Below are 14,166 nucleotides of genomic sequence, written 5' to 3' on the forward strand. Positions count from 1 at the left end.
CAGACAGAGAGTTTACTCGTTGTCTGTCGAGCGAGAGCCGATTCGAGACTGCTTGCAGGCTCAATACCCCGAAGGGGGGAGGAAGTTTGAAAAATGACTTTGGGGGACACTCCTTATTCCCTACTTTATCCCTCTACTATTTTTTGAATATCTTTTCTAATTCTTGATCAAGCCCGGCCGAGTCTCCAACATATTTCACCACGATCTTTCCCTCCGGATCAATCAAAATTTTAGTCGGAATTGCTGAAATATCATACATCTCGTTGAGTTGTTTTTGCTGGTCCCGTTTTTCGTAAATATTCATTTGTGGCCAGTCTATTTTATCTTCTTGGGCAGCTTTTTTAATGACCTCATCCTTACGATCCGAAGCAATTCCCAGAAGAACAAAATTTTCACCCTTGTATTTTTGATTAATTTGAATCAGATGGGGATGACTTTTCCGACAAGGTACACACCAAGAGGCCCAGAAATCCAATAACACGTATTTTCCCCTGTAATCTGCCAAATGAATATCTTCGCCCGTGTAAATATTCTTCAACGTGAAATCAGGAGCCGGAGCTCCGGGAGCCAAAGCCGTTCTAACCCGAATCAATTCCGCGAGTTTCTTTCCGGCTTCAGATTGTTGCACCTCGTTTGAAAACCGATCATATTGTTGTTTCAATTCCCCCGCAGTCTTACTGGTCAAACCGGAATTCAAGTATAACCACATAGCGTATTCCCGATTCGGGTGAGAAGTAATCCACTCCGTTGTACGTTGAGAAATTCGTGCCCGCCAAGCATTTTGTTGCTCGAAAACATCCATCTTGGCCACCGAATCATCGGCCAACACGGCATCATTCAACGCATCGTGTAAAACATTTATCTCTTTCAGCTCTTTCAGATTCAGACGTTGTAATTCCATCATCCCTTGGTTAAATTCATCCTCGCTTACCACCTCCACGAAAGGAAAATCTTTCTGGTCACCTTGAATCTCAATTTGGGCCCCGGGGCTGACAAAAAAGGTCAAATCAAACTTCCCGGACAAAATCATTCCCCTTTTCCCTTTCCATTTTGCCCGACTTGCTTCCTGCTCTTTTTGGGATAAACGCATAAACGTCAGTTGTTGTCGTTGATCCGCTTTCCCGGAGTACACGAACTCACCGTTCTCCACTTTCAAGGTATCAAACTTGGAATTTCCACCCTGCCTGTCCAAAACGATAATTTTTATATCTTCACTCATCCCGGATAATTTCCCTTTCACCGTGTAACTATCCGTCTGCCCCATCATTTGCTGTATTCCACAAAACAAGCAAATGAATCCGATCAATACTATTCTTTTCATCATATTTCAGTTCATGTCACGACTAACTATCAATTATTATCCACCCATCCGCTGTTAAAGCTCATCACCTTAGGCGGGATCCGGTAAGTCAACCGATCTTCGGTCAACGTGTAGGTTTGTTCACCCACTTTATGGGTATAATTTTTCTTATCATCTTGGAAAAGCGGATCATTCCACAAGCGGCGGATGTCGAACCAGCGCATTCCACTCATCATGAATTCACGTGTTCTTTCCTCCAACACGAAACGAATCAATTTTTCTTTACTATTCACGCTTGCCGGGATAGCGGCCTCTGCTGCCGGCATCCTCTTTTCTCTCAGTGTCAGTAAATCCGCTCTCGCTCCTGTTTCGTCCCCCGTACGGGCCTTACATTCTGCCAGCATCAAGTACAAATCCGGGAGATCGCCACAAACGGTAAACATATAGCGACATACTCTCTTCGAATAAGGCCATTGAGTTACCCCGGTATAATCCTTGTCACTGAAAAACTTCGCCCGATGGTCATTCTTCGAGTACAAAGCCATGTATTCCGGTTTCACGTACACTTGCGGGGGATACAGGAATAAGGTAATCGGCAGGATGCTTACCTGTTTGTTGTATATCAATTCATTATTATCTTCACTCAAGTTGATCGGATAAGTACACGACATTCCCCATTTATTGGAAGCTCCCGTGTAACCCCAATTATAAATCTCTTGGTTATAATCAAACAATTCCAAGATAATGGATGAATTTTGAGTTCCCTCGTAGGCAATTTCCAAAGCCTTCAAAGCTTTACCGTATTCACCCATTGCCATATACACTTTACCTAACATGAAATAACCGGCGGCACGATACACCCGCTGACGATGTTGAGTCTGTAACGGTAAATCAGGACAAGCTTCTTCCAGTTCTTTGGTAACAAAATCATACACGTCTTTTACCGTTCCCCGGGAGAAAGAGGTCTCCCCTGAATTAGCCTTTGTCACGACAGGCACACCGGGATCAGTTGCAGCCGTCGCTTCTTGATAAGGTTTACAGAAGAATTGGGTCAGATAAAAATGCATGAATGCACGTCCCACCCTGGCCTCGGCCAAAAGCTCCTTTTTCTTTTGGGTTGTTCCGTCCTCGGCATCCATCACACCGTTGGCGATAACATTGTATAAATAAATCTGCTGATAGGCCGCACTCCACTCGGCACTGTAATCTTCTTCCAAGAATATATCCGGATCATACGTGTATGCCGCCCGGGCCGAACGTCCCATATTAGTGTATGAAGCCTCATCCGTGATCAATTCGTCCGTCATGTAAATAAAATATATCTCGGACTGCTGTGCGGTAATAGAACCGTTTTCATTTACTTTTGAAAAGATCAGGTTTGACAGGATCGTGTTGTTGAACAACCCGTCATAATGAGCAATCTTTTCCGGAATATCCTTCCCTTTAGGCTTCACATCGAGGAAATCATCACACCCGCAAAGCAAAAGCCCCCATATCAGAAAAAATATATTGTATCTCGTTTTCATATCTTTTCGCATTATATTATTACTTAAAATTAACTGTTAATCCAATCGACCAAGAGGGTCCGAACTGGGTTGCCCGCACGCCATTTCGTAGATTCATTGCCTCCGGGTCTATACCTTGATGGTTGGCCGCCCAGTAGAATAAATTGGATACTTGAAAACGTATCTTGATATTTTCTGCCGACAGACGATCACAGATTCCACTAGGTAAAGCATAGGCCAAGGATAGATTACGCAATTTTATGTACGACGCATCCAGCACCTGTTGATCCGAGAAACGATAGAGACTTATATCCCGACGAGTAGTTGAAGTCTTCGTGTTCGCCTCGTAAGAAGGAATATCCGTAATATTTTCATCCCCGGGTTGACGCCACCGTTTGTCGAAATCCTTGTGCAAGTTCGAGGTGATACGCCCCGCATAAAATTGATTGACATCATTCCGCATTTTATGTCCCAAGTTATAGACAAACATACATGACAATTCTATCCCCTTGTAGCTAAACGTGTTTGTCAAACCTCCATACCAGGGAGCCTGCATGGTTCCCATGTAGCGCATACATTTCAAATCGGTAAGGTCCTGTGTCAGTTTCACCTTCTCCCCGTTCTCATCGTACACTTGCGGGTCTCCCATATTATCCAAACCTGCCCAGCGATAAGCAAATAAACTACCGGCGGCATATCCCTCTACATAGTTTTCATAGATAATACTGGAAGGAGATAAGGCATTTGCAACAGATAACTCTTCAATCTTGTTTTTATTGTAAGTCAATGTAAAATTCGTTGACCAGTTAAACACGCCACTCATATTCTGACTATTCAACGAGAATTCAAATCCCTTATTCGTCATCGTTCCCAAGTTTGCTAAGGCGTTCACCCAACCCGTAACAGGATTCAATGGCACGTTACCCAACAAATCGGTCGTTTTTTTGAAATAAGCATCCAAGCTTCCGTTCAAACGTCCTTGTAACACCGAGAAATCCACCCCAGCATTGACGGTCCGGGTCTTTTCCCAAGTCAATTTATCATTGGCAGGAGTCACGACGTTATACCCTTTACCCGGATAAGTAGCATCCTGCGTCACAATCAATACATCATACGGTCCGCCCAAACCCGGATCCGGAGAGTTTCCACCCAAACCGTAGCTAAAGCGAAGAACCAAGCGATCCAACCAACCGATGCGCTGCATGAAGTTTTCTTGTCCCAGGGTCCATGCACCACCAACGGACCATACCGGTTTGTATTGAACACTCGGATCACTCCCGAATAGATTTGACTGGTCCACACGGATACTGGCATTCAGCGTGTACTTGGAATTATAGGTATACGCCCCGTTAGCGTAGAAAGAAACAAAACGATATTCCGTCTCGCTGTCCGTGAAATGTTTCTTTGTCAATTTGTTCACGGCAGACGTTCCTTGTTTTAAAATCGGATTCTTGATCCCGTTCTTTATTAATTCGCCCTCGTCATAAGAATTATACGTCATTGTCTGCGGGTCATATCCCCTAGAGAAGGTGCCATGACTATTGGTCAAGGTTCCTCGAACCTCCATTCCGGCAAGACCGGTCACGTGAGAGGCGCTCTCTTCAAAGTTCCGATCATACATTAACTGGTTACGTACAGTCCAGTCCGTGTTATACGTCGAGGTATTCGTGTAATGACCTCCGGTTTCCGGCAAATAGAACGTGGGTACCCCGTTCTCTGTCGTGGCAGCTTGAGCAAATTCCACTAATTCCCGACGCACGGAGAAGGATTCTTGATCATTAAATTGTTCGGCTTTACCTTCGCTGCGTTGGTATTGGAAACGACCGCTATAACTCAAGCCCTTCCATAGTTTAATTTCAATTCCGGCATTCACCCGGGCATTCAGAAGTGTCGATTTATTGAATCCATCCCGATTATCTTCCAAAGGAATATAATCCAGACTAACTCCACTTAAATTCTCGTAATTCAAGCGATCTGGCTCGTAAAAATTCAACACAGAATGAGAAAGTGCATTTCCATTCTCGTCCTTGAACATCATATAAGGTAATATGCTATTATCCACCGAATACATCGATTTGTTTTTTTTGTCCGTCATGGCCAAATTGACCGTCAAATCAATTTTCAACCAATCGGTGAAATTAAAATCCTGCTTCAGATTTAGCATGTATTTATTTGTCCGCACTTTATCGTTGGTCTGATCATTACCGAAACCCAAGGATCCGTAATAACGATGTACCCCGCTTCCCCCCATGAAGGAAAGGCTATGATTAGTGAAAAAAGCCGGTTGCATGAACAAATCTTCAATTTGCGAACGATTATTCAGAGAGGCCAGTCTCGCAAGTTCCTCATCCCTTTCGGCTTCGGTATACTCCTTATTGACAGCCTTGTACATCGGGAGTTCGTGAGGATACACGATCGGGAGGAATCCGCTAATACCGTTGTTGGTTGTCGTTACCGCATTCCAAGTATAAAATTCCGGATCAAATATTTCTGTCGCACTTTTGATTAACGTGCCGCTTGACATATACTGCATATAACCAAAATCAGGCATTCCTTTATAAGTAAAGGAGCCGTCATAACTGATTTTAATCTTCCGATCGGTATCTTTACCTTTTTTCGTCGTGATCACGACAACACCGTTAGCCGCCCGGGCTCCCCAGATAGATGCTGCCGTTGCATCTTTCAAAAACGTGATGTTTTCAATGTCATTGCTATTCACCATGTTCTCGAAATTTTCGGAGCTCATGGCCACCCCGTCAACCACGAACAACGGGCTCCGGTTGGATGAAATGGAAGTTAATCCCCGGATCAAGTATTTATCCTGTCCGTCGGCATAGTTGATATTCAAACCGGAAGTCAATCCCTCCATACTTTCCAACACACTACCGGTCAATCCAACACGCTCTTTAATCTCGCTACCGGAAACAATACCGAAAGAACCGGCATTTCTCTCTTTTGATAGGGTTTGATATCCAGTCACGACCACTTCCTCCATCTGCTCCACGTCTTCTTCCATCACGATGTTCAGTTTCTTACCGGGAGCGTATTTCACCTCTTGTTTTTTCATACCCACGAAAGAGAAGACAAAAGTGACCGTGTCACTTGGAATCTTAATCATAAAGTTTCCGTCGATGTCGGTTACCACCCCGTTGTGAGTTCCTTTAATCAACACCGTTACACCCGGAAGTGGCTCTCCTTTTTTATCCTTTACCGTTCCGGAAGCCTGTTTCGTTTCCGGCTTTTTCACCTGACCGCTCTTCGCAAGGATATAAATCACATCCTGTTCGAAGAAATAACGCAACGAAGTGTTATCAAAAACCTGATCCAACACTTCCCGCACCGTTTTCTTGTCCGCCTTCACGTCAAAAGCTGTCAGATTTTTCACGTGTTCTTCATTATAAATGAAGCGTAACCCAGTCTGTTTCCATATTTCCTGACACAACGTGTTCACGTCGCATTGATGCAAATTGAGGGAAACAACTTGCTCCTGCGAGTAACCATTCGCCATGGCCCCGGAAACGAAAAAGAAACAAAAAATCATCAACAGTCTCATAATTTTAAAAGTCTTTGATTTTTTCACGCTGAAAACAGCGCTTTTCCAATTAGATTTCATAACTTTGTTATTAAAGATTATACATTCTGAATAGGTATCCGATTGCCAATGGACCTATTCATTGATCTTTCAAAAGGTGGAGATGGGGGAAACATCTTCACTTTTTTTATTTACTACTTACTATTACTTTATTTCCTTGTACTTTAAAACGTGCATCTGATATTTTTTCAAAAGAAACAAACAATTCCCGTACGTCCTTGTAACGTTTCAAGTTTCCGGACAATCGTACGTCCTGTAACCCGGCATCTTGGTAAAGTACTTCCAACCCGTACCACCGACTCAATTTATCCATGATCGAGTTCAGAGATTCATTCCGGAAAATGAAATCCCCGTTTTTCCACGACACATAAGCCAATACATCCACATCCTCCACCGTGATTTTACCCGACACTTGATCAAACACGCCTTTCTGGTTAGGTTTCAACAACACCTCTTTTCCTCCTTGATTCATACCCACACTTCCTGTCACCAAAACGGTTTCGATCTTGTTGTAGGTGTTTACGTTAAATTCCGTTCCGTACACTTTGACAGACATATCATCAACCTGTACCAAGAAAGGCTTTTCCTTATTCTTGGAAACTTCAAAATAAGCTTCTCCTTTCAAATAAACGACCCGCTCTTTTCCATTGAATTGTACCGGATAACGTAACTCGGTCTCGGCATTCAACCACACACGGGTGCCATCGGACAAGGTTAGATTAAATTCTCCTCCTCTCGGAATAACCAAACGGTTCATTACTCTTGCCGTATCCTTGCTTATTCCTCCTTTACCCTCGGCTGACTGGTAGGAGATTCGACCCGTCTCACTCACCACAACAGACGTTCCATCCTTTTCTTCCAATTGCCGGGAAACATTACCCATCGCCACTTCCTCTCCCGAAGACAACACTAATATGGCTTGTGATTTTCCCGGTTGAATGGTTACCTTTTTTGCCACCTGTACCGGTTTTTCCTCTATCTCTCCCGAATTCCATAATAGCATTCCACCCACACTCAGTAATATCACCACAGCTGCGGCCACGCCATACCAAACTTGAAGAGAGGAGCGCCTTCTCAATTTTTTCCGCAAGACATTGAAATCCGATTTTACCTCCCGGGCATATACGCCCCATTGAAATTCCAGATGTACCCGTTGAAATTCCCGGAAATATTCCTTGTTACGTTCACTCTCTTCGAGCCATGCCTTAACTTCCTCCCGCCCGACATCATCCAACTCATCAAGAAGATACGCCAGTAATTTTTCATCTATTTCGTTTTGCTCTATCATAGTTATAATCCATTTTACAACTATAATACAGCTCAACAACAAAAATCATTGCTCTGAAATCAAACTTTTTTCAAGAAAAAATAAATAGATTGCCAACTCATCCTTATTATCAGCCTGTTGACGGAGTTTTTTTAATGCCCTTACCAGAATACTATTTACCGTGGCAACAGATATTCCCAACTTATCTGCCACATCCTTATATTTCATCCCTTCCAAATATATCTTACGGATCACGTCCTGCGCCCGGGGAGTCAATTTTTCCAGTTCTTCCTCTACACGCCGAAAAACTTCGTCCTCAAAGTTATCATACTCCTTCCAAGGACTATCGTAGTAAGTCACATCACAAGCCCGGCGCAGAGGATCAATTTTATCTAACTGGTTTAATGCCAGATTACGAATAGAGGTAAACAGGTAAGATTTCAACGTTTCCGGAAGTAATGCGGAATAAGGTTTTTCCCAAAGTTTCACGAAAAAGTCCTGCACAATATCTTCAGCCCGCTGGGTATCATGTAAAAAAGTCGTGGCCCAAACCACCAACGGCTTGTAGTATTCACGAAACAGAAGTTCCATTCCGCCAATCTTCCGCACTTTTAATAACGAGCAAATCTCTTGATCTATCGGACGCATAACTTTTCCACACTTGAACTATACAAATATAGGAGATTTAATTTCCGGAACAAAAGATAATATGAAGTTCTTGTTTCCGTACACAACGAATTAATGCCGCAAAAGTTGCTGAATGAACATCTGTAATAATCTCGGTTCCAGTAACACGGGAAAAATCAAGCCGAACACCGCTCCATAGAAGTGGGCGTTATGATTGATGTTATCTCCGTCTCGTTTTGCCATGTACTGGCAATAAAGCAAGTAGATGAAACCAAACACAATACCGGGAATCGGAACGATCGCGAAGAAGTAGATCTTATCCCAAGGATGCAAAAATATCGCCGTGAACAAAACAGACGAAACCGCACCGGATGCCCCAATGGAAGAATAATATTGATTGTTCCGGTATTTCCACACATCATATACCGAGGCTGCCACCATTCCCCCGAAATACAGGATCAAGAAACTGGAACTACCGAATCCCCACGCGACAAACTGGTTCTCCACGTATAACCCGAAAGAGAGAAAGGTAAACATATTCACGATCAAGTGCGTCCAATCGGCATGGACAAAACCGTGAGAAATAATTCGGTACCACTCTCTGGAATGTACCATCCGGTAGGGGTTACACGACAATTTATTGAACAGGGAATAATTATTAAAACAAGCAATTGACACGATAACCGTGACAATAAGTATAACATAAGTCATCATAATCTACTCTAAAAAATAATATTATTAAATATCCGCCCGGTCCTTCCGTATCTCATCTTGTTTGATGAACGTACTCCGACTCGCGTAAGTTTTGTCATCTCCATGAATATACAGAAGGGTCCCGCCTTTAATCGTATCTATAATTTTTTTGCACACGGCTAACGGTAATGCCGGACATCCCAAGCTACGCCCCAATCGACCACATGACCGGATGGTTGACGGGTCTGCATAAGTCGCCCCGTGCATCACGATCGCCCGCTCTTTCGCCTTGTCATTAATTCCCCGCTCCAAACCGTCCAACACCAAAGAATACCCGTTCTTCCCGTAATACGTGTTTTCCGTTTTGTAAAAACCCAACGAGCTCTTGAAAGAGCCTTCCCGGTTGGAAAATGACGTGGCGTATTTCTCCCCGCTATTCCGACCGTGAGCCACGTAAGAAATAAACAGGATCTTTTTCAGTTTCAGATCAATCACGAACAAGCGTTTTTCCGTGGAAGGTTTCGTGAAATCAATCACCGTAAGGATGTCCTTGTCGTGACCACCCATCCGGTTGTACCCCGCGATAGCCCGCTCGAACACCGCATAATCAATCGTTCCCTCTAACGCCATCTCGTGATAAAGCGCCCGGCTATTCGGTACAGACGACCTCTCTGCCGCTATCCCCGATAGCGATCCCCAACAAATTCCCCCTATAATCAAGATAAGCGATAACGCACGCATAAAGTTATTTTTTCATCAATCAAACACAATTACCAAAGTCTTTTCCACCTCCGACCAATCGTACATGAACTTGGCATGTGATGTCGCATTCCTCACACACATATGAGACCGGGGTGTCGTTCCGAGCGTCCAGCTATATTCAATCAACTTGTTATCGGGATAATTGACCGGAACCCCGTGTAAATAGGCTCCCCCGGTAAACCGACTGGCATAAGGAGCGAAACCTCCTTCCTCGTCTGACCCATCCTTCAAGAAAAGCATCTCCGACAATTTCCGCTGTATAAAATAAATTCCCGGCGGTGTCGGTTGCTGGTAAGGCGGTCGGTTAGCTCCCGTCGTTATCGGGTTCATACTTCTCACCAACCAAGTCGCTCCTTCTTGTTCCAAAGTTGCAATATTCTGATTCGTTCGGTCAACAAATATAACTTTTTTAATCGAAAGAGGCCCTATCAGTTTCATGTATTTTTTAGGAACATGCCATATTCCGCCAAATGTTGCCGGGATAACCTGAAAGTAATCGGCACTATCGCTGATCACGGAAACATAAGCCCCGTCCCGTCCGTAGCGCTCCGGTACACGAACATCATCCAAGCGGTAGAGAGGAATTCCCTGGTAACGATTCACCCCGAAAGTATCTTGAATCTGCTTGTATTTATTGGTCACGTACTTTCTCGTGAGAGGCGCCACCCCGTTTGCGTTCTTGTAATTCCGCAACATCCCGTACCCGTCATTCCTTTCCTGAAAAGCCTCCAGCGAATCCAGAAACACTGAAATTTTATCCCATTGAAAACGCCTCTCCAGTTTTCCGTATTTATAGGTATCCTGTAACGTATGTTTGTCATATAGCAATTTTTTCTCGATTTTCACGGCAAAACTATTCCAGCCCCACCCCATCAAAAAGAGAATTGTAATATAGTGTCTTAATATCATCATTTTTCATTACCTTTTTAAAAAAGATACGCTGGCAAAGAAAAATGGTTTACATCCGGTATTCAAAATTCATGGTTCCCGAACAAAAATAACAACGCCCGACAAGAATTTGCCGGGCGCCATCACGTTTTTATAATTAAAATGTCAAATGCAACTTATGCAGGAATCAACCCGGTAATCAGGATCAATACCAACAATCCCAAGATGGCGTACAACTCCGGGAACACGGCCAATACCATCGTGGTTCCGAACACGTTGTAACCACTACCGATTGCCACGATACCGTTAGCACATACCTGTGCTTGACGAATAGCAGAGAAGAAAGCCACTAAACCAAGTCCCAATCCGGCACCGAAGATAGCTGAAGCAGGTCCCCAACCCATATCCACGTTCGTCAAGAAACTACTTAACAGGAAATATCCCACGAAACCATACAATCCCTGAGAGGAAGGCAGCGCGGACAAACCAATATACTGACCCGATGCGGTCGGGTTTTTCTTCAAAGCACCTACCGCGGCATTACCGCAAATAGTAACTCCATACGCACTACCGATTCCTGATAATGCCACCATCAATGCAACACCTAGATAAGCTAATAAAATTGGTTCCATAATTCTAATCTATTTAATTGTTATTTTTATAATCTTTATTTTTAATCATTTACTTTTTTTCTGAACGGGGCATATTGTTTACCCCCACCTTCAAATCCGGCATTCTTGTAGAATTCCACGAAGGTCAAACGCATCGGGTGTACAAACGAACTGATCATACACAACCCGAAGTTAATCGAGTGACCGACAAGCAGGATCAAGAACACAGCAATGAATTTCACGATAAACGGTAGTCCATCCGTGAGCTGGAAAGCCAGCGTGTTAAACACTCCTCCCAAGATACTTCCCGTTAACCCGATCGCGAACAACCGGATATATGAAAGCGTGTCTCCCAGCAATCCTGTAGCCATGTTGTACGTTCCCCACAATCCGGACCCGAAATTAGAGAAAATCCCTTTTCCCGGAGAATTGTAGAAATAAATCGTCAACGCGGAAAGCCCTAACAGAGCGTAAAGCACGTATTTCAAACCTTCCGGAATCACGACTTTTAGCATCGGTAACCCGATCAACACGCCCAACAGGATAATGGCAACGACCCAGCCTAACGTCGATACCGCGTATTTAAATCCGAACTGCTTCGTTAACCTTGCGGCATTCAAGCACATTCCGTAAAGAATCTGGATAATACCCACGGCAACCGCGATAATCATCATCGGGTTATATCCTCCCAGATACTTCCCGTAGTTCGCCTCCGTCAGGAAGAGTGACTTCACGCCAGCCAGCCAAGGCCATTCCACGGAATCCAAAGCGATACCAAAGAATGAACCCGTCAGTAAGCCGACAATAACCGTCATGATTCCCAAATATTGCCCCAGCACAAGGTAACCCTTCACCGAAGGCGAGGCTTTCCGGCCAATAATGAAACAAGCCAGCCAGATGATCAACCCGTAGCCGCCATCACCCATACACATTCCGAAGAACAGCATGAAGAACGGGGCCAAGAAAGGCGTCAAATCCAACTCTCGATATTGCGGCAGGGCAAACATCTCCGTTACCGGTTCAAACAACTTGGAATAAGCATTGTTTTTCAACTGCACGGGAACATCATCCTCCGGAGTAGGCCGGGTAAATTCGAAGTACACATCTTTTGTTTCCAAAAAACTTCTCATTTCAGCCTCTCTCTCCACCGGAATCCATCCTTCCAAAGCAATGACTTTCTCGTCGATCAGATGTTGAGCGGCATCCTCCACTTTAATCTTGTCTGCCACCTCCGTAATCTTCAAACGATACTTTTTCAGCCGTTCAATCGCATCCTGCGAAACAGCATCCAACTCTTTCCCGATATTCACGGATTCCTCTCGCAAAGCCGTAATTTGCCTTGCCAGCTCTTCTGCCGTGGCTTGAGGGAAAAGATAAGGGTCAGCCTCCAGATTCACGCTTGTCCCGGCAGGAGTAACGGTAACAAAATATTTTTGCCCCATCATCTCGCTGATTATAACAGCGTCATACATCTCTTCCCATTCCGGCTGATACTTCTGTTCCGGCACGGAAAAGAAATGAAATTCCCATCCGGCAGTCTCCAGTTTTTGGATCATCTCCCGGGAAAACTTTCCCCAAGGACGATAAGCCGCATGGTCCTTCTCCAAACCTGCCAATTGTTGCTCGATCTGATCCTGCCGACTATACAAACCTTCCAGATAATCCAGCAAATGCTCGTCGTCCACCTTCACTTTTTCCACCTGCTCCACGTCATTCCGACTCTGCATGTGCGTGATCATTTCCCCGGTCCGCCTGATCAACATCAATTTCGCCTGTAGATCCGTATCTTCTGCCGTACGTTCCGTATTCTCATGAATATGAACCATTCCCTTTTCCCGGAGTTCTCCGAGAAATGTTTGATATTCCTTGTAAAATATCAACAGGGACAATTTCATCATAGGTACTATCATAGGCTATTCCTCCATCAATTTACGGGTTTTCACGATCTTCTGTGACGACTTGGAAAGGTTTTCCTCGTCTTCCAAGAACCGCTTGATCTTGCGAATCGCCTCTTGGAATCCCGGAATCTGCACTTTCTCGTACAAATTCACCTTCTGTGTCGTTTTCTTTCTCGCCTTATCCAACAGCTCCATTTTCCGGGTGAAAAATTCCCTCTCCAAAGCGATACTTACTACCTCTTTGATGTATTCCACACCATCGAGTAGCCACCCGGGTTGATTAAACAAGCTGAAATCCTTCACCTCGTAATCCACCCCGTCGAGAACAGGCGTCTTTACCCCGGCAATCTTTTTCACCGACATCCTGACATCCTTCACGACAAGTATATCTTCCTTATACTCGTCATAAAGTTGCAGCATATCGTTCAATGAATTCAGCGTTTCTTCCAACTTCACATTAAACTCATCCGCCACCTGTTTCGCCTTCTTCACCTCCGAACGCAAAGCCGACTCCTTATTTTTGATGGTAGGCAATGCCCTCACTCGCATCTTCAACTGCTTATCCAGCCCTTGAAGCGATGTCTTATTATATTGAAACTTTATCACCTTACCAAATTATTAAATTATTCTGTGATTTGCGATTTAATGATTCTGTGATTGCTGCTCTTTGTTAAGCCCGATACTTTTAGTCCGGATAGAAGCCACAACCATAGCCACTAATTCATTTACTTCTCTCTTGAGTTCTCTCAAATCATCTGATTTTAGTAAATCAGACTCTTCAATAATTTCAAGCCAATAAGCTGTTTCATCCGCTTCCTCTTCAACGATCCTCATTTTATTGATGAAATCCTTATCCGATTTTGCTCGACACACAGCCCGATAGTTAGCACCAACCGATAAAGCCGAACGTAAAATCTGATCTTTCACGACCCAAGCTAACCGTGTCTCCGGAAATTTTTCTGTCATCCTGATCACGGCTAAACCCAACTGTTTTGTTCTACGTTTAAACTCTATCTGATTCAT

12 protein-coding genes are annotated in these 14,166 nt (G+C 44.1%); all 12 read right to left on the reverse strand.

Going from position 1 to position 14,166, the window contains the following annotated elements:
- Positions 1–136 precede the first annotated feature (136 nt).
- Entirely contained in the window at positions 137–1,321 is a 1,185-nt protein-coding gene (locus F1644_RS09085) for a TlpA disulfide reductase family protein (protein ID WP_158571962.1), read from the reverse strand.
- 29 nt (positions 1,322–1,350) lie between these two features.
- Positions 1,351–2,826 carry a RagB/SusD family nutrient uptake outer membrane protein gene (locus tag F1644_RS09090; RefSeq protein WP_158571964.1) on the reverse strand — a complete coding sequence of 492 codons (1,476 nt, stop codon included), beginning with the start codon at positions 2,824–2,826 and terminating at the stop codon, positions 1,351–1,353.
- Positions 2,827–2,845: 19 nt separating this feature from the next.
- Positions 2,846–6,418 (reverse strand): SusC/RagA family TonB-linked outer membrane protein, encoded by a 3,573-nt coding sequence (locus F1644_RS09095; RefSeq protein WP_118305134.1) that lies wholly within the window; start codon positions 6,416–6,418, stop codon positions 2,846–2,848.
- Between the two features lie 106 nt (positions 6,419–6,524).
- On the reverse strand, positions 6,525–7,685 hold the full coding sequence (locus tag F1644_RS09100) for a FecR domain-containing protein (RefSeq protein ID WP_118305133.1): 1,161 nt from the start codon (positions 7,683–7,685) through the stop codon (positions 6,525–6,527).
- Between the two features lie 45 nt (positions 7,686–7,730).
- A complete protein-coding gene (locus tag F1644_RS09105) occupies positions 7,731–8,312 on the reverse strand; it encodes a sigma-70 family RNA polymerase sigma factor (protein ID WP_118305132.1) in 582 nt (193 codons plus the stop codon).
- 90 nt (positions 8,313–8,402) lie between these two features.
- Positions 8,403–9,005 carry a rhomboid family intramembrane serine protease gene (locus tag F1644_RS09110; protein WP_168044554.1) on the reverse strand — a complete coding sequence of 201 codons (603 nt, stop codon included), beginning with the start codon at positions 9,003–9,005 and terminating at the stop codon, positions 8,403–8,405.
- A 24-nt stretch (positions 9,006–9,029) separates the two neighbouring features.
- Positions 9,030–9,614, reverse strand: coding sequence for a murein L,D-transpeptidase catalytic domain family protein (locus F1644_RS09115; RefSeq protein ID WP_229782481.1), 585 nt, complete (start codon positions 9,612–9,614; stop codon positions 9,030–9,032).
- A gap of 126 nt (positions 9,615–9,740) precedes the next feature.
- The gene (locus F1644_RS09120) at positions 9,741–10,658 is read right to left on the reverse strand and encodes a L,D-transpeptidase (RefSeq protein ID WP_168044552.1); all 918 of its coding nucleotides are present in this window, start codon (positions 10,656–10,658) and stop codon (positions 9,741–9,743) included.
- 152 nt (positions 10,659–10,810) lie between these two features.
- A complete protein-coding gene (locus F1644_RS09125; RefSeq protein WP_027201691.1) occupies positions 10,811–11,266 on the reverse strand; it encodes an ATPase in 456 nt (151 codons plus the stop codon).
- A 41-nt stretch (positions 11,267–11,307) separates the two neighbouring features.
- Complete coding sequence (locus F1644_RS09130; RefSeq protein WP_158571965.1) at positions 11,308–13,143, reverse strand: V-type ATP synthase subunit I; 1,836 nt, start codon at positions 13,141–13,143, stop codon at positions 11,308–11,310.
- A 15-nt stretch (positions 13,144–13,158) separates the two neighbouring features.
- Positions 13,159–13,749, reverse strand: a complete 591-nt coding sequence (locus tag F1644_RS09135; RefSeq protein WP_118305129.1) for a V-type ATP synthase subunit D — start codon at positions 13,747–13,749, stop codon at positions 13,159–13,161.
- 36 nt (positions 13,750–13,785) lie between these two features.
- A complete protein-coding gene (locus F1644_RS09140) occupies positions 13,786–14,166 on the reverse strand; it encodes a four helix bundle protein (RefSeq protein ID WP_118260754.1) in 381 nt (126 codons plus the stop codon).

The sequence above is a fragment of the Butyricimonas paravirosa genome (assembly GCF_032878955.1).
Lineage (GTDB): Bacteria > Bacteroidota > Bacteroidia > Bacteroidales > Marinifilaceae > Butyricimonas > Butyricimonas paravirosa.